Below are 16,000 nucleotides of genomic sequence, written 5' to 3' on the forward strand. Positions count from 1 at the left end.
GAACACAAACCAGCAATCGCCAATCCGCTTGAGTTTCTTTAGAACGAAAGACTTCGTCGCCAGCAGCGCCGCCGCCCTCGTTCAGTGAGTGGGCTTATAGAACTAACCCTCCCAAACAGTCAACAGCCATGCCGAAAGTTTTTTGACAATTTTGTAACAGGCTGAAAATGAAGGGCTTTTAGCGACAGTCGCAAAAATAGACGAAATCCGCCGCCCCAATGGGTGGTTTTTGAGATTCGTTTTCGCCAAATCCTGAAGAACGGCTTCGGCGAGGGAGACAAGGTTGATATGGGAAGCCTGATGTTGAATTCCAGGTGCTTGCCTATAACGCGCCTCAGTCGCTAATTTGGCGGCGATAGAATATCCGGCGGAGTGAAGAATGCTTGTCCTCGATGAAGAACAGACGCGCGCGGCCCTGCCCTGGCCGGAACTGATCGAGGCGATTGCCCGCATGTTCCAGAGCGAATGCGTGATGCCGGTGCGCCACCACCATGAGATGGAGGTGCCGGGTGAAGAGAGCGCTACACTGCTTCTGATGCCGGCCTGGCTTCCCGGACATTATGCCGGGGTGAAGACCGTCTCGGTCTTTCCTGGCAACATGCGGCGCGGCCTGCCGGCGATCTTCGGAACCTATCTTCTTTCCTCCGGCGCTACCGGCGAGATGCTGTCTGCGATCGACGGTGGCGAACTGACTGCGCGGCGGACGGCGGCAGCATCGGCGCTGGCGGCCCGTTATCTCGCCCGTGCCGATGCGGAGGAGATGCTCGTCTGCGGGACCGGTCGACTGTCGCTCAACCTGATACTTGCTCACGGCACGACCCGGCCGATCAAGAAGTACCGCGTCTGGGGTCGCAACCGGCATGCCGCGGAAACGATCGCCGCCGAAGGGCGGGCGCTGGGGCTGGATGTCGAGGCGGTTGCAGATGTTGAAGCCGCGGCGCGAACCGCCGATATCATTTCCTGCGCCACGCTTTCCAGCGAGCCGTTGATATCGGGCGAATGGTTGAAGCCCGGCGCCCATCTCGATCTCGTCGGTGCCTTCAAGCCAAATATGCGCGAAAGCGACGACGAGGCCATCCGCCGTGCTTCGGTCTATGTCGATACCCGCGCCGGCGCCGTCAGCGAGGCAGGCGATATCGTCCAGCCGCTGAAAAGCGGCGTGCTTAGGGAAAGCGACATCAGAGCAGAGCTTGCGGAACTGGTCAGCGGTGCCCATGGCGGGCGAAGCCATGGTGAGGAAATCACGTTGTTCAAATCGGTCGGCGCCGCTTTGGAAGATCTCGCCGGAGCGATTCTTGCCTATGAGACAGTGACGGGCCGAAAGTGACGATCAGTGCATCATTGCCGGAACTTCCGGTTTCACATGTTCTGCCGGCCGTCGGCGCGGCGTTGGCCAATGAGGGACGCGCCGTCCTTTCCGCGCCGCCCGGCGCCGGCAAGACGACGCTGGTGCCGCTTTACCTGCTTGACCAGGCCTGGCGCGGCGACGGCAAGATCATCCTGCTGGAGCCCCGGCGGCTGGCGGCGCGGGCGGCGGCAAGCCGGATGGCGTCATTGCTCGGCGAGCAGGTTGGCAGCACGGTCGGCTACCGCATGCGCCTCGACAACAGGATATCGGCAGCGACACGGATCGAGGTCGTGACCGAGGGGGTTTTTGCCCGGATGATCCTCGACGATCCGGAATTGGCCGGTGTCTCTGTCGTCATCTTCGACGAACTCCACGAGCGTTCGCTGGATGCCGATTTCGGACTAGCGCTGGCGCTCGACGTCCAATCGGCCCTGCGCGAGGATTTGCGTATCTTGGTGATGTCGGCGACCCTCGACGTCGAACGTGTGGCGGCCCTGCTCGACCATCCGCCTGTCATCGAAAGCCTGGGGCGCAGCTTTCCGATCGATATCCGCTACCAGGATCGGCCGGGCGGCGAGCGCATCGAGGATGCGGTCACGCGGGCGATACTCGATGCCCATGCCGATGAGACCGGCTCGATCCTCGCTTTCCTGCCCGGCCAGGCGGAAATCACCCGAACGGTGGAACGGCTGCAGGGACGATTCGGAGCCGAGACACTGATTGCGCCGCTCTATGGCAATCTCAGCCAGAAGGAGCAGGATGCGGCAATCCGACCGGCATCCACGGGAACACGCAAGATCGTGCTTGCGACGTCGATCGCCGAAACCTCCATCACCATCGATGGCGTCAGGATCGTGATCGACAGCGGGCTGCAGCGTCTGCCAGTGTTCGAAGCGTCGACCGGGATCACCCGGTTGGAGACGGTGCGCGTGTCGCGGGCTTCCGCCGATCAGCGGGCGGGCCGCGCCGGCCGAACGGAACCGGGTATCGCCGTCAGGCTGTGGCACCAGGGACAGACCGCGGCCCTGCCGGCCTTCACGCCGCCGCAGATCCTTTCCAGCGACCTTTCCGGACTGGTGCTCGATCTCGCCCATTGGGGCGTTCAGGATCCGGCGTCGCTTGCCTTTGTCGACCAGCCGCCGGAGACGACGCTCAGGGAAGCGCGGGTGCTGCTTGGCCAGCTCGGCGCGCTCGACAAGGGTGGGGCGCTGACAGTACGCGGCAAGGTGATGCGTGATCTCGCTTTGCCGCCGCGGCTTGCCGCCATGGTCATTTCTGCAGGCGAATCAGGGCACGCCCGCGATGCGGCAATGATCGCCGTGCTTCTCACCGAACAGGGGCTCGGCGGAACGAACATCGATATCGAGGAGCGGCTGCGACGCTTCAAGGCCGAGCGTGGCGAAAGAGTGGAGGCCTCGCGGCGGCTGGCGGCGCGGCTGGCGAGCGGCCTCGACACCGTTACCGCAACGGCGCCGGCACTTGCGGGCCAGCTCTTGCTGCATGCGTTCCCGGATCGGATCGCGCTTCAGCGCGGCGGGCGCGGCCGATTCGTGATGGCGAACGGGCGCGGCGCGGAGCTGCCGGAAACCGAGAGGCTGGCCGGCAGCCAGATGCTGGTTATCGCCGATCTCGCCGGGCGGGCGGCGCGGGCGCGAGTATTGGCGGCAGCCGAGGTAACGCGCGGCGATATCGACGCCGAGCTGCCCGGCGAAATCAAAACCGGCGATCAGATCTTTTTCGACCGGCAAAGCCGGCAGATACGAGCGCGGCGGGCAACCCGGCTCGGTGCGATCGTCTTCGAAGAGACGCCCTTGCCGCGGCCTTCCGGGGCCGCGGTCACCCAGGCACTGGTGGAGGGCGTGCGCGAGCTGGGGCTCGATCATCTCGCCTTCTCGAAGGAGGCCGTGCAACTTCGCGAGCGGATCGGATTCCTTCACAGGACGATCGGCGAGCCCTGGCCCGACGTCAGCGACGATGCCCTGCTTTCGCGGCTGGATGATTGGTTCGGCCCCTTTCAGACAGAGGCCCGCGGCCTTTCCGAGATTTCAGCAGCCGGGCTGTCGAACGGGCTGCTGTCGTTGGTGCCGCACGAGGTGCAACGCGACCTCAACCGACTTGCGCCGACCCATTTCGAAGCGCCGACCGGCCAGAGGCACCCGATCCAATATGAGGGCGAGGAGCCGGTGTTGACGATCCGCGTGCAGGAGTTGTTCGGGCTGAAGCAGCACCCGGCCATTGCCGGCGGCCGTCTGCCGCTGCTGCTCGAACTGACCTCGCCGGCGCATCGGCCGATCCAGACGACCCGCGACCTGCCGGGCTTCTGGGCGGGCACGTGGAGAGACGTGCGTGCCGATATGCGCGGACGTTATCCCCGGCATCCCTGGCCGGAGCGGCCGGAAGACGCGTTGCCGACGACACGGGCAAAACCGCGTGGTACATGAGGGCCATCCAAGGAGCCCCCGGCATGATCGACACGCCTGGCATGATTGACAAGACACAAAGCCTTACACTGGAGGACCGGTACAGCAGCCGCAGGCTGCGCCTGCAGACGCTGGTGCGGCTGCGCTGGCTTGCCGTTTGCGGCCAGGCGCTGACGGTGTTCATCGTGGCCTTCTGGTTGAAATTTTCCTTACCGCTGATTGCCAGCTCTTCGCTGATCGCTGCCCTTGCCTGGGTGAATTTCTACCTGACGATCCGCTATCCGCCGACCCACCGGCTGGGACCGCCGGCCGCCTTTGCGCTGCTCGGCTTCGATCTTCTGCAGCTCTGCGCGCTGCTCTTCATCACCGGCGGCCTTGCCAACCCTTTCGCAGCCCTCGTCTGCGTGCCCGTCATCATTTCGTTTGCCTCGCAGCCGATCCGTTACAGCACGGCGCTGATCGGCTTCGCGATGGTGTGCATCACGATGCTTGCCTTTTCGCCTTTTCCGCTGCCCTGGTTCGACGGTGTCGAGATCAACGTCCATAACGTCATGCAGTTCGGGGTCTGGTGCTCGATCGCCTCGACGATGGCCTTCGCCGCCTTCTATGCCTACCGTGTCTCGCTGGAAGCGAGCCAGCTTGCCGATGCGCTGGCTGCAACCGAACTGGTGCTGCAGCGGGAAAAACACCTTTCACAGCTCGATGGATTGGCGGCCGCCGCTGCCCACGAGCTCGGCACGCCGCTTGCGACGATCAGCGTCGTCGCCAAGGAAATGGAGCGGGAGCTCAAGGACGACGATCGTTTCCGCGAGGACGTGATGCTGCTGCGCAGCCAGAGCGAACGCTGCCGTGACATCCTGCGGCGGCTGACGACGCTTTCCTCCGAAGGCGAAGCGCATATGCGCCGCCTGCCGCTTTCCTCGATGATCGAGGAGGTCGTCGCGCCACACCGGGAATTCGGCATCATCTTGGAGCTGATCGAAAAGAGCCCGCGCAAGGACGAACCGGTGACCGACCGCAATGCCGGCATCATGTACGGGCTCGGCAACCTGATCGAAAACGCCGTCGATTATGCGCGGGAGAAAGTGATCGTCACCGTCGAGCATGATCACGACAAAGTGCTGATCGTCATCGAGGATGACGGCAACGGCTACGCTCCCGATATTCTGACGCGGATCGGCGAGCCTTACATGACCAAGCGGCAGAAAGAGGATACGGCGGGCGGGCTCGGCCTTGGGCTTTTCATCGCCAAGACGCTGCTGGAGCGCTCGGGGGCATCGCTGATTTTCGAGAATCGCGACCCGGAAAGTGCGGGCGCGCGTATCCGAATCGAATGGCCGCGCATGCTGATCGACGCAAATTCGACAAAATGACTTTGTCGGCATAAGTAGGATATAAACGGTTGACGCAGATCGGGCGTTCAAGCGCCAGGACCAAGACGATGACAGAACAAAATCACGAAAATTTCGCCGCGGCAGATGAAGACCATATCGGTCCTGACGCTAGCCTGCTGATCGTCGACGACGACGGGCCGTTCCTGCGCCGGCTGGCCCGGGCGATGGAGACGCGCGGTTTTCAGGTGGAGACGGCCGAATCAGTGGCGGAGGGCGTTGCGAAATCGAGAGGCAGGCCGCCGAAATATGCGGTGGTCGACCTTCGGCTCGGCGACGGCAATGGGCTCGACGTCATCGAAGCTATCCGCCAGCGGCGCGACGACACCAGGATCATCGTGCTGACCGGCTATGGCAATATCGCAACCGCGGTCACCGCCGTAAAACTCGGCGCCGTCGATTACCTGGCAAAGCCAGCGGATGCCGACGACGTCTTTTCAGCGTTGACGCAGCGGCCGGGCGAAAAGGCCGACCTTCCCGAGAACCCGATGTCGGCCGACCGGGTGCGCTGGGAGCACATCCAGCGGGTCTATGAAATGTGCGAGCGCAACGTGTCGGAAACCGCGCGCCGACTCAACATGCATCGGCGCACACTGCAGCGTATCCTTGCCAAACGGGCGCCGAAATAGACGAGACATCCGTCAAACATCATCGACGGTATACGGCTTTCCGTTGGCCCATTCGGCCATCATCAGCCTCTGCGCGGCGGCACGTGAGAAATTGAGCGTGACGGATTTTCGCGTGGCCGGGGCCAAACGATGTTCCGGCGCCTCGCGAATCATATGAGCGCCATAACCGTCCGACAGGAAAAGCCCGCACTCCTCGGGAAAGATGTCGAGCGGCACACCTTCGTGAGTCGCGAAGAACAACCGGTCGCAATGCAGCCTGTATTCCGGCCATTTGCGATCCACCCTGAAATCCTCGATCGACGTCTTGATTTCTATAATCCAGACCTCGCCCTTTTCCGAAACAGTGATCAAATCGGCACGGCGGCCGCTGGCGAGCGGCAGTTCGGGCAGCACGGCATGGCGCATTTCATGCAGCAAAATCTGCGTTCCGCGCCGCACCATCATGGCTCTGTCCGATTGCCGGCCATCGATTAACGGATTGTTATTGTAAACGCTCAAAATCGTCATGGATAACCCTAGCAGGGGCTGGCGTGTTGTTGCAAAAAAACCATGCGCTTCTAATTTGCGCCGCAGATGGATTTGTCGCGCAGCAGTAGCCTTGCAAAGCGCAAGTTAATCGAAAATAAACCATAATCAACGATGGTCGAAAGACTGTTCTCCTTGCCCCAAAACTTCAAGAGTCATCTATGCGCATCCGCAATGCATTCCCGGTATTTGGCCTGCTGACGACGCTGGCACTGGCCGGTTGCTCCTCGACATCAGACAGCGCATCCGTCGACGACAAGGGCGCAGGCCCGACGGTACAGACAGCCCAGATCTTCAATGACGCCTATGGCGTGACGAAGGATTCCGGATACTCTCTGCCGGCGATCCCGATCGACCGGGTCAAGCCGCAGTTCCGCCGCCAGGTCGTCAGCTACCAGACCACCGAGCGCCCCGGTACGATCATCGTCAACACTCGCGAGCGCTTCCTCTATTACATCCTGGCCAACGGCAAGGCGATGCGCTACGGCATCGGCGTCGGCAAGCAGGGCTTCGCATGGGCCGGCACCGCCTACGTCGCCTGGAAGCAGGAATGGCCGACCTGGCACCCGCCGAAGGAAATGGCCGTTCGCCGTCCTGACGTCGCCAAGTATGTCGAAGACGGCATGGGCCCGGGTCTCAGCAATCCGCTCGGCGCACGCGCCATGTATCTCTTCAACGATGACGGCAAGGACACGCTGTTCCGCCTGCACGGCACACCGGAATGGGCTTCGATCGGCACTGCCGCTTCCTCGGGCTGCATTCGCCTGATGAACCAGGACGTCATTGACCTCTATAGCCGCGTCCGTCCCGGCAAGGGCACGTCCAAGGTCGTCGTTATCCAGTAAGCTAGATACTGAATTCGGTATAAAAAAGGCCGCCGGGCTGTCGTTCCGGCGGCCTTTTCATATTCTCACCTATGCTCTCACCCTTCTTGCTTCGCCTTGAGTTCAAGGCGGCGGCGGTGAAGCACCGGCTCGGTATAGCCGTTCGGCTGCTCCCTGCCCTTCAGGACGAGATCGAGGGCGGCCTGAAAGGCGATCGAGCCGTCGAAATTGCCGGCCATCGGCCGATAAGCGGGGTCTTGCTCGTTCTGCCGGTCGACGACAGCGGCCATGCGCTGCATCGTTTCGGCGATCTGAGCCTCGGTGACGACCTTGTGGTGCAGCCAGTTCGCCATGTGCTGGGCCGAGATGCGCAATGTCGCACGATCCTCCATCAGGCCGACATTGTTGATGTCTGGCACCTTCGAGCAACCAACGCCCTGATCGACCCAGCGCACGACGTAGCCGAGGATGCCCTGGGCATTGTTGTCGAGTTCGCGCTGGATTTCCTCCGGCGTCCAGTTCGGCCGCACCGCAACCGGCACGGAGAGAATGTCGGAGAGCTTGGCGCGCGCACGGTCCTTCAGCCCCTGCTGAACCCTGGCGACATTCACCCGGTGATAATGGGTGGCATGCAGGGTGGCGGCCGTCGGCGACGGGACCCAGGCGGTGTTGGCGCCGGCCTTCGGATGGGCGATCTTCTGCTCCAGCATCGCCGCCATCAGATCCGGCATCGCCCACATGCCCTTGCCGATCTGCGCATGGCCGGCAAGACCGCATTCGAGCCCGATGTCGACGTTCCAGTTTTCATAGGCGGCGATCCAGGCCGCCTGGCGCATGTCGCCCTTGCGAATCATCGGGCCGGCTTCCATCGAGGTGTGGATCTCGTCGCCGGTGCGATCGAGGAAGCCGGTATTGATGAAGACGACGCGCTCGCGGGCAGCACGGATGCATTCCTTGAGATTGATCGTCGTGCGGCGCTCCTCATCCATGATGCCCATCTTGATGGTGTAGCGCGGCAGGCCAAGCGCGTCTTCGACCCGCGAGAAGATCTCGTCGGCGAAGGCCACCTCTTCCGGCCCATGCATTTTCGGCTTGACCACATACATCGAGCCGGTGCGGGAATTCTTCCTGCGGCCGGCCGGGCCGATGTCGTAAAGCGAGATCAGCCCGGTGATGACGGCATCCATGATGCCTTCCGGTACTTCGAGGCCGTCGCGGTCGAGGATCGCCGGATTGGTCATCAGGTGGCCGACATTGCGCACCAGCATCAGCGAGCGGCGATGCACCTCGAACGAAGCGCCGTCCGGGCCGGTATATTGCACATCCGGATTGAGCTTGCGGATGAAGCTCGTTCCGCCCTTTACCACCTCTTCCTGGAGATCGCCCCTCATCAGGCCGAGCCAGTTGCTGTAGACGACGACCTTGTCCTCGGCGTCGACGGCAGCGATCGAATCCTCGCAGTCCATAATTGTCGTAATCGCCGATTCCAGCCAGACATCGGAGATATGAGCCGGATCGGTCTTGCCGATCGCCGTCGTCACATCGATGACGATCTCGATATGGATGCCGTTGTTCTTCAGGAGAATATGCGTCGGTGCGGCGGCATCGCCGCGATAGCCGGCAAAATGCCCGTCATCCCTCAGCATTGCCTGCTCGCCATCGATCGATCTGATCGCGAGCGCTCCGTCCTTGACGGCGAAACTGCCGACATCCTTCCAGCTGCTATCCTGCAGCGGCACAGACATATCGAGAAAATCTCGCACCCAGGCGATGACCTTCTCGCCGCGCTTCGGATTGTAACCCTTGCCCTTTTCAGCGCCGTCGGTCTCGGGAATGGCGTCCGTGCCATAGAGCGCATCATAGAGCGAGCCCCAGCGGGCATTGGCGGCGTTGAGCGCATAACGGGCGTTCATGACGGGAACGACCAGCTGCGGGCCTGCAATCGAGGCGATCTCAGGATCGACGTTATCGGTCGACACTTGGAAGTCCGATCCCTCAGGCAAGAGATAGCCGATTTCGCGGAGGAAGGACTGGTATTCGTCCATATCCGCAGGCGAGCCATGCCGGCGATACCAGTCGTCGATCTTAACCTGCAGGTCGTCGCGTTTTGCCAGCAGCGCACGATTCCTAGGGGCGAGATCATGGACGATCGCCGAAAAATCGGCAAAGAACTTGTCCGCGTCGACCGCTAGCCCTGGCAGCACCTCCTTGACGAGGAAATCATGAAGGACGGCTTCGACGGCAAGACCGTTCTTATCAATGCAGTTCATGCGGCATTCTCCTTGGCACGACTTTGAATGCTGCCACTTTGCCCGGCTTTCATTCACAGTCAATTCGGCAATAATTCGAAAGATTTATGCTTTTGTGGAAATTATGCGCGGCGTTACGCACATCGGAAGCCCATTCTGCGGCTGCGTCGTTAATTTCTGCACCGGCCAGGGATTGGTCTGAGCGGTGGAATCGAAGCGATAGCGATGCATCAGAACAGCAAGGGCAATCACCGCCTCCTGAAGCGCAAAGGTTGCGCCGATACAGACACGCGGACCGGCGCCGAAAGGCAGGAACTGGAAGCGGCCGATGGAGCCGCGATTTTCCGGCAGGAAGCGTTCCGGCATATAGGCGCGCGGCCTGTCCCAATAGAGTTCGTGGCGATGCAACGTCCAGGGCATGATCAGCAACGTGACATCGGCATCGATCTCGACCCGCTCGCCCTTAGGGCTTGTCCAGGAATCAGCCGCTATGGCGGCGCGATTGATGGATGGTGCCGGCGGATAGAGGCGTAAAGCCTCCTCGAAGGCGGCGCGCGTCAGCGGCATTAGATCCAGCCATTCCACCGGTTCGGCGCCAGTGGCGAGCACTGCGTCGATTTCTACTTCCATCGCCTCACGGATGTGCGGGCTGTTCGATACGCAATACAGCGTCCAGGCCAATGCCCGCGCTGTGGTCTCATGCCCCGCGCCGATAAACGTCAGAATATTGTCTTCGATTTCTTCTTTCGTCAGCCCGTCAGGGCCGGCCTGCTCCAAGAGCAGGGTCAGGAAATCTTCGGGCGCGGTGGCGCGATTGGCCTTCATCTTTGCCAGTCGCGTATCCATCGTGTTGCGCACAATGGCGCGGAATTTCTCCAGCACTTTCTGACCGCCGATGCGTGTCACACGTGGAACCCAGGACGGGGCGCGCATCAGATCCATCGGATCGACGCGGCCCATGCGATTCAGGAGATCATTGACATCATCGGCGAAATTGCCGCTTGAGGTGACGATTTCACCGGAGAATAACGTGTCAGCGAGAATCGCGAAGGTCAGCTCGGTCATGTCGGTGCTGATATCGAAAATCGCTCCCGCCTCGCCTGCGCTCTCATATTTGCCGGCATAGTCTTCAGACTGGCGCAACATCTGCCCGGCGAAGCCTTGGGCATGGCGGGGCGTGAAAACCGGCGCCACCGCCTTGCGTGATCTTTTCCAGACGGGACCTTCGGCGGTCAGAAGACCGTCGCGTAGGATCGGACGCAGGACGAGCTGGCGCACATCCGACATGCGGTAATTATTGGCATTGTCGACCAGCACATGCTTGATCAGGCCGGGATCATTGACGATCAGCGTCCTCTGGCCAAAGAAATTGGTGTGGATCCAGGGCAGCGTGTAAGACGGCTCGCCCCAGAGTTCGAGCGGGTTGCGCAGGATGACGCGGATGATTTCCAGCCGGCTCGGCGGTACGGTGCGCGGCAGCGGTGCCGGCGGAACGAAGGGGTCCGGACGCATGTCCATCGGAAAAGCCTTTCGGGGAAAATCTACGCTTCCCGTCAGGCGTGAAGCTAGAGCAGGCCCTTGAGTTCGTCCAGCTTGTCGTTGATCAGCCAGCCGTAATAATTCTCCTCCGGCCAGACGGTCGCGCCGGCGGAGCGGTTTTTCGCGGCAAGGGCTGCGGCGCGCTGGCGCGAGTTGCCGACATTATAAAGCGTCGCGGTCAGGCCGGGATTGCCCGAGATGTCCATGCCGGCGATCTCCTTGTAATCGTCGATCGACCGGCGGATCGATGCGGCGACAAAGGCGAGCGAGATATCGGGATCCATGATGGACTTGTAGACGGCGCCGGCATTCTTCTCGTTCAGCTTCGGATAACCGGAGACACGGGCCACGAGATCGGAGAGCATCAGCGCCGTCAACGGATTGACCTGGCCGAGGCCGAAGGTCTGACCGGCGTAGAAGGGCTGGAAGAAGACCGCGCTGAAGCGGTTGTCGGGAAAGCTCTTGCCACCCACGGTCTTGCCGCGAAAATCACTTTCCCAGACATCTTCGCGGCAGGACCACAGCGTGTAGGAATCGCTCTTGCCTTTGCACTCGGCAAATTGCGGCCGCACCACGAAGTCGTCGATGTTTTCGCCGTCATAAGCGAAGCGGAAGCTTTCTCCAGCGTAAGAAGCAGCCTTGACATAATAGGACTGCAGCCGGTCGTAGGCGTCGACATTATAAGTGTGTTCGCCAACGATCGCGCCGACGACATGGATGGGATTGATGCCGTAAGCGCTGGAGACCTTGCGGATCTTGCCCATCAGCTCGCGATCGGTGGCCAGGAGCTCGTGGACCTTTTCATACTTCAGATCGAAGCTGCTCTTGGTTCCCTTGGTGCGCCTGACGGACGCGCCCGGAATATCCGGCTGCTCGGCATGGCGGTTGCCGGCCGGCACCGTCTGCATTGCGAAGGCGGGCGCCGAATTCACCAAGGCAACGGCAATCAAAAGGCTTGTCAAAAGGCGTCGCACGATCCGCTATCCCGTCCGGTTCCATCGTCCTGTTTGCGATGCGGCTGACTGGACCAGAATCTTGGCCGAATAAAGCCGCAGCGGAAAACAAACGGGCCTTCACTAAAAAGTAAAAGGCCCGCTGTCGAGAGTGGAGTTCGTCACAATCCGGCATTCACATCGGGAAAGACATGGACCGGTGCGCCGATATCACAGAATGAAGCGCGAGAGATCGGTATTCTGCGCGAGATCGCCGACATGTTCGCGCACATAGGCGGCATCGATCGTCACGGCCGTTCCGCCCCGGTCCGGCGCGTTGTAGGAGATCTCGTCCAGCACCCGCTCCATCACCGTCTGCAGACGGCGGGCGCCGATGTTTTCGACGGAGGAGTTCAGATGCACGGCGACATCGGCAAGCGCATCGATCGCGTCATCAGTGAATTCGAGGCTCAGGCTTTCGGTTTCCATCAGCGCACGATACTGGCGGATGAGGCTTGCTTCCGTCTCGGTCAAGATTCGGCGGAAATCCTCCTTGTTCAAAGGACGCAATTCGACACGGATCGGCAAGCGACCCTGCAGTTCCGGCAAAAGATCCGAGGGTTTGGAGACATGGAAGGCGCCGGAGGCGATGAAGAGGATATGATCCGTCTTCACCGGCCCATATTTGGTCGAGACCGTCGTGCCTTCGACGAGCGGCAAGAGGTCGCGCTGAACGCCTTCGCGCGAAACGCCGGCGCCCATGCCGCCGTCACGGGCGGCGATCTTGTCGATTTCGTCGAGGAAGACGATACCGTCATTCTCGGTGGAGCGAACGGCCTCGCGCTGGATCACCTCATTGTCGATCAGCTTGTCGGATTCGTCGCGGATCAGGTCGCTGTAGGAGGCCTTGACCGTGGTGCGGACCTTCTTGGTGCGTCCGCCCATGGCTTTGCCGAACATTTCCGACAGGTTGAGCACGCCGATATTGGCGCCCGGCATGCCGGGTATTTCGAAGCCACCCATGCCGGAACCGGCATCGGCCACCTCGATATCGATTTCCTTGTCGTCGAGTTCGCCATCCCTCAGCTTCTTGCGGAAGTTTTCGCGGGTGGCGGGCGAGGCGGTGGTGCCGACCAGCGCATCGAGAACACGCTCCTCGGCGCTGACGTGGGCCTTGGCCTGGACCTCGGTCCGCTTCTTCTCGCGCACCAGGCCGATACCGACCTCGACAAGATCGCGGATGATCTGCTCGACATCGCGGCCGACATAACCGACTTCGGTGAATTTGGTGGCTTCCACCTTGATGAAGGGCGCGCCGGCGAGTTTTGCCAGGCGGCGGGAGATCTCGGTCTTGCCGACACCGGTCGGGCCGATCATCAGGATGTTCTTCGGCATGACTTCGTCGCGAAGGCTGGGGTCCAACTGCTGGCGACGCCAGCGGTTGCGAAGCGCAATCGCGACGGCGCGTTTGGCGTCATGCTGGCCGATAATGTAGCGGTCGAGTTCGGAAACGATCTCGCGGGGGGAAAAAGTCGTCATTGCGTGTCATTCTCCTGGCGGTCCGGGGCCATCAGCACCCGGCCGTAATTCGTCTTTGCTCGCCGCCGCAGCGGCCGCAAGGCCCGAGGTTCAGCCTTCGACATCCAGCGATTCGACCACGATATTGTGGTTGGTGTAGACGCAGATGTCGGCGGCGATTTCGAGAGCGCGGCGCGCGATCTCTTCGGCCGATTTGTCGGTATCCATCAGCGCGCGGGCGGCGGCTAAGGCAAAATTGCCGCCCGAGCCGATCGCCGTCGTGCCATGCTCGGGCTCGAGCACGTCGCCATTGCCGGTGATCGCCAGCGTGATCGACTTGTCGGCGACGAGCATCATGGCTTCGAGATTACGCAGGTATTTGTCGGTGCGCCAGTCTTTGGCAAGCTCGACGGCGGCACGCATCAGCTGACCGGGATATTGCTCCAGCTTCTTTTCAAGCCTTTCGAGCAGGGTAAAGGCATCGGCAGTGGCGCCGGCGAAACCGGCGACGACTTCACCCTTGCCGATGCGGCGCACCTTGCGGGCATTGCCCTTCATGACGGTCTGGCCGAGGCTCACCTGGCCGTCGCCGGCCATCACCACCTTGCCGCCTTTTCGAACTGTAATGATCGTTGTCATCAAACACCTGTCTGCCCACGACGCGGGCGTTTACGCGAGACCACACATTGGCCCTGTTGAGCCCTATGTAAGAGGGCCGGCGCCGTTTGCAAATGGGCCGGCTTTTCTCTTGCCCGGCTTCTGGATATTTGCCGATGCGCCTGATAAGGAACGGCCTTATTCCGATGGAGGGCCATATGGCCGAGACCGCAGCAAGCCGTACGGGCAGCGTTTCCCGCAAGACCAACGAAACCTCGATTTCCGTCTCCGTCAATCTCGACGGCACCGGCAAATCGAAGATTTCGACCGGCGTCGGCTTCTTCGACCATATGCTCGACCAGCTGTCGCGGCATTCCCTCATCGATATGGAGATCGAGGCCAAGGGCGACCTGCATATCGACGACCACCACACGGTCGAGGATACCGGCATCGCCATCGGCCAGGCGATCTCCAAGGCGCTCGGCGACAGGCGCGGCATCACGCGCTACGCTTCGATCGATCTCGCCATGGACGAGACGATGACCAAGGCCGCGGTCGATCTTTCCGGCCGGCCGTTCCTCGTCTGGAACGTTGCGTTCAGCGCGCCGAAGATCGGCACGTTCGACACCGAACTCGTTCGCGAATTCTTCCAGGCGCTTGCCCAGAATGCCGGCATCACCTTGCATATTCTCAATCATTATGGCGCCAACAACCACCATATTGCCGAGACATGCTTCAAGGCCGTTGCCCGCGCATTGCGCACGGCGACAGAGATCGATCCGAGACAGGCGGGCCGTGTTCCCTCGACCAAGGGCACGCTCGTCTGAGCCCTTCAAGGGAGCGGCGACAATGACATCAAGCTATATTTTCCTGACACCACCCGGCAGCACGAGCGCCGCGGTCAACGAGACGCGAACCATCCGCGACGGCTTCACGCTGCTCGGCTTTCTCTTTCCCTGGCTGTGGCTGCTGGCCCATCGGCTTTGGCTGCCTGCGGCCGCGGCCTTTCTGCTGCAGGGCCTCGGTGGTGCGCTGATGGAAGAGCCGGATCTCGGGCTGGCGGGAGCGGCCATCATGCTAGGTGTGAATGTGCTGGTCGGGCTCGAGGGCCAGAATTTGCGTATCCGCACCCTCGCCGCCAAAGGCTGGAACGAAGACGCACTCATAGCAGCCGATACGATCGGCATTGCCGAGCAGGTCTATTTTTCGGACAGGCCGGCCATCGCGAATAGCGATGACGCCGCGGCACCGGACTGGGACAACAAGACCCGGCCGAACAGCCCGCCTGGCCATGCCACATCGCTTGGCCTCTTTGGTTTTGATGGAGGACGCTGACGATGCGCGTCGCGATTATCGACTACGGCTCCGGTAACCTTCGCTCGGCGACCAAGGCTTTCGAGCGGGCCGCCCGCGAGGCAGGCATCGATGCGCATATCGATCTCACCGATAGGGCAGAGGATGTTGCCGCGGCCGATCGTATCGTGCTTCCCGGTGTCGGCGCTTATGCCGATTGCCGGCGCGGCCTCGATGCGGTGCCTGGAATGGCCGAGGTGTTGATCGAGGCTGTCGAGAAGAGGGCACGGCCGTTCCTCGGCATCTGCGTCGGCATGCAGCTGATGTCCTCGCGCGGCCTCGAGAAGACCGTGACGCATGGTTTTAACTGGATTGCCGGCGACGTCGTCGGGATGACGCCTGATGATCCTCAACTGAAGATCCCGCAGATCGGCTGGAACACGCTCGACCTGAAGCGCGACCATCCCCTCTTTGATGGTATCGCGACCGGCCCGGAGGGACTGCATGCCTATTTCGTGCACTCCTACCAGCTTGCCGCCGAAAACGACGACGACGTCATCGCGACCGTTGACTATGGTGGTGCAATGACCGCCGTCGTCGGGCGCGACAACATGGTGGGCGCCCAGTTTCACCCTGAAAAGAGCCAGAAGCTCGGGCTGGCGCTGATCACGAATTTCCTGCGCTGGAATCCGTGATACCTCCGCCTTATTTCCCCTTTAAGGAAACGGCGGGACA

The 16,000-nt window shown here is 61.5% G+C and carries 14 protein-coding genes; 8 read left to right on the forward strand and 6 right to left on the reverse strand.

Annotated features, from left to right (window positions below; all coding sequences use genetic code 11):
- Window positions 1-379 precede the first annotated feature (379 nt).
- From HJB82_RS21380 to HJB82_RS21395, 4 genes are all read left to right on the forward strand, one after another.
- Window positions 380-1,327 carry an ornithine cyclodeaminase family protein gene (locus HJB82_RS21380; protein WP_207582363.1) on the forward strand — a complete coding sequence of 316 codons (948 nt, stop codon included), beginning with the start codon at window positions 380-382 and terminating at the stop codon, window positions 1,325-1,327.
- Window positions 1,324-3,789 carry an ATP-dependent helicase HrpB gene (gene hrpB, locus HJB82_RS21385; RefSeq protein WP_221141337.1) on the forward strand — a complete coding sequence of 822 codons (2,466 nt, stop codon included), beginning with the start codon at window positions 1,324-1,326 and terminating at the stop codon, window positions 3,787-3,789. Before HJB82_RS21380 ends, hrpB begins: the two co-directional genes overlap by 4 nt.
- Window positions 3,790-3,812: 23 nt before the next feature.
- Window positions 3,813-5,141, forward strand: a complete 1,329-nt coding sequence (locus HJB82_RS21390; RefSeq protein ID WP_221115371.1) for an ActS/PrrB/RegB family redox-sensitive histidine kinase — start codon at window positions 3,813-3,815, stop codon at window positions 5,139-5,141.
- A 68-nt stretch (window positions 5,142-5,209) separates the two neighbouring features.
- Window positions 5,210-5,788 (forward strand): ActR/PrrA/RegA family redox response regulator transcription factor, encoded by a 579-nt coding sequence (locus HJB82_RS21395; protein ID WP_207582360.1) that lies wholly within the window; start codon window positions 5,210-5,212, stop codon window positions 5,786-5,788.
- 12 nt (window positions 5,789-5,800) lie between these two features.
- On the opposite strand, the gene HJB82_RS21400 is transcribed toward HJB82_RS21395, so the two are convergent.
- Window positions 5,801-6,295 (reverse strand): MmcB family DNA repair protein, encoded by a 495-nt coding sequence (locus HJB82_RS21400; RefSeq protein WP_207582359.1) that lies wholly within the window; start codon window positions 6,293-6,295, stop codon window positions 5,801-5,803.
- A gap of 179 nt (window positions 6,296-6,474) precedes the next feature.
- Here HJB82_RS21400 and HJB82_RS21405 point away from each other — a divergent pair, with 179 nt between their 5' ends.
- Complete coding sequence (locus HJB82_RS21405) at window positions 6,475-7,158, forward strand: L,D-transpeptidase (protein ID WP_207582358.1); 684 nt, start codon at window positions 6,475-6,477, stop codon at window positions 7,156-7,158.
- Between the two features lie 77 nt (window positions 7,159-7,235).
- Here the strand turns inward: HJB82_RS21405 and HJB82_RS21410 are convergent, their stop codons facing one another.
- The 5 genes from HJB82_RS21410 to hslV form a co-directional block, all read right to left on the reverse strand.
- Entirely contained in the window at window positions 7,236-9,407 is a 2,172-nt protein-coding gene (locus HJB82_RS21410) for a malate synthase G (protein WP_221141339.1), read from the reverse strand.
- A gap of 84 nt (window positions 9,408-9,491) precedes the next feature.
- A complete protein-coding gene (locus tag HJB82_RS21415; protein ID WP_221115373.1) occupies window positions 9,492-10,904 on the reverse strand; it encodes a cytochrome P450 in 1,413 nt (470 codons plus the stop codon).
- 47 nt (window positions 10,905-10,951) lie between these two features.
- Window positions 10,952-11,899, reverse strand: coding sequence for a DUF1402 family protein (locus tag HJB82_RS21420; protein WP_207582356.1), 948 nt, complete (start codon window positions 11,897-11,899; stop codon window positions 10,952-10,954).
- A gap of 189 nt (window positions 11,900-12,088) precedes the next feature.
- Window positions 12,089-13,396, reverse strand: coding sequence for an ATP-dependent protease ATPase subunit HslU (hslU, locus tag HJB82_RS21425; protein ID WP_007632042.1), 1,308 nt, complete (start codon window positions 13,394-13,396; stop codon window positions 12,089-12,091).
- A gap of 90 nt (window positions 13,397-13,486) precedes the next feature.
- Window positions 13,487-14,014: an ATP-dependent protease subunit HslV gene (hslV, locus tag HJB82_RS21430; RefSeq protein WP_164015464.1), complete on the reverse strand. Its 528-nt coding sequence runs from the start codon at window positions 14,012-14,014 to the stop codon at window positions 13,487-13,489.
- A gap of 176 nt (window positions 14,015-14,190) precedes the next feature.
- Between hslV and hisB the strand changes: the two genes are divergently transcribed.
- Genes hisB through hisH form a run of 3 tightly spaced genes read left to right on the forward strand, consistent with a single transcriptional unit; the run spans window position 14,191 to window position 15,960 of the window.
- Entirely contained in the window at window positions 14,191-14,799 is a 609-nt protein-coding gene (hisB, locus tag HJB82_RS21435; RefSeq protein WP_003583306.1) for an imidazoleglycerol-phosphate dehydratase HisB, read from the forward strand.
- A 22-nt stretch (window positions 14,800-14,821) separates the two neighbouring features.
- Window positions 14,822-15,307, forward strand: a complete 486-nt coding sequence (locus tag HJB82_RS21440) for a DUF2628 domain-containing protein (protein WP_221131572.1) — start codon at window positions 14,822-14,824, stop codon at window positions 15,305-15,307.
- Between the two features lie 2 nt (window positions 15,308-15,309).
- On the forward strand, window positions 15,310-15,960 hold the full coding sequence (hisH, locus tag HJB82_RS21445) for an imidazole glycerol phosphate synthase subunit HisH (protein ID WP_221141341.1): 651 nt from the start codon (window positions 15,310-15,312) through the stop codon (window positions 15,958-15,960).
- Window positions 15,961-16,000 lie beyond the last annotated feature (40 nt).

The organism is Rhizobium sp. NZLR10, from assembly GCF_019685125.1.
Taxonomy (GTDB): Bacteria; Pseudomonadota; Alphaproteobacteria; order Rhizobiales; family Rhizobiaceae; genus Rhizobium.

What these genes read in the sequence shown, in the direction of transcription:
- HJB82_RS21380 (WP_207582363.1), top strand. Translation starts at nt 380, where the DNA reads ATGCTTGTCCTCGATGAAGAACAGACGCGCGCGGCCCTGCCCTGGCCG.
- HJB82_RS21390 (WP_221115371.1), top strand. Translation starts at nt 3,813, where the DNA reads ATGATCGACACGCCTGGCATGATTGACAAGACACAAAGCCTTACACTG.
- HJB82_RS21395 (WP_207582360.1), top strand. Translation starts at nt 5,210, where the DNA reads ATGACAGAACAAAATCACGAAAATTTCGCCGCGGCAGATGAAGACCAT.
- HJB82_RS21400 (WP_207582359.1), bottom strand. Translation starts at nt 6,295, where the DNA reads ATGACGATTTTGAGCGTTTACAATAACAATCCGTTAATCGATGGCCGG.
- HJB82_RS21405 (WP_207582358.1), top strand. Translation starts at nt 6,475, where the DNA reads ATGCGCATCCGCAATGCATTCCCGGTATTTGGCCTGCTGACGACGCTG.
- HJB82_RS21410 (WP_221141339.1), bottom strand. Translation starts at nt 9,407, where the DNA reads ATGAACTGCATTGATAAGAACGGTCTTGCCGTCGAAGCCGTCCTTCAT.
- HJB82_RS21415 (WP_221115373.1), bottom strand. Translation starts at nt 10,904, where the DNA reads ATGGACATGCGTCCGGACCCCTTCGTTCCGCCGGCACCGCTGCCGCGC.
- hslU (WP_007632042.1), bottom strand. Translation starts at nt 13,396, where the DNA reads ATGACGACTTTTTCCCCCCGCGAGATCGTTTCCGAACTCGACCGCTAC.
- hslV (WP_164015464.1), bottom strand. Translation starts at nt 14,014, where the DNA reads ATGACAACGATCATTACAGTTCGAAAAGGCGGCAAGGTGGTGATGGCC.
- hisB (WP_003583306.1), top strand. Translation starts at nt 14,191, where the DNA reads ATGGCCGAGACCGCAGCAAGCCGTACGGGCAGCGTTTCCCGCAAGACC.
- HJB82_RS21440 (WP_221131572.1), top strand. Translation starts at nt 14,822, where the DNA reads ATGACATCAAGCTATATTTTCCTGACACCACCCGGCAGCACGAGCGCC.
- hisH (WP_221141341.1), top strand. Translation starts at nt 15,310, where the DNA reads ATGCGCGTCGCGATTATCGACTACGGCTCCGGTAACCTTCGCTCGGCG.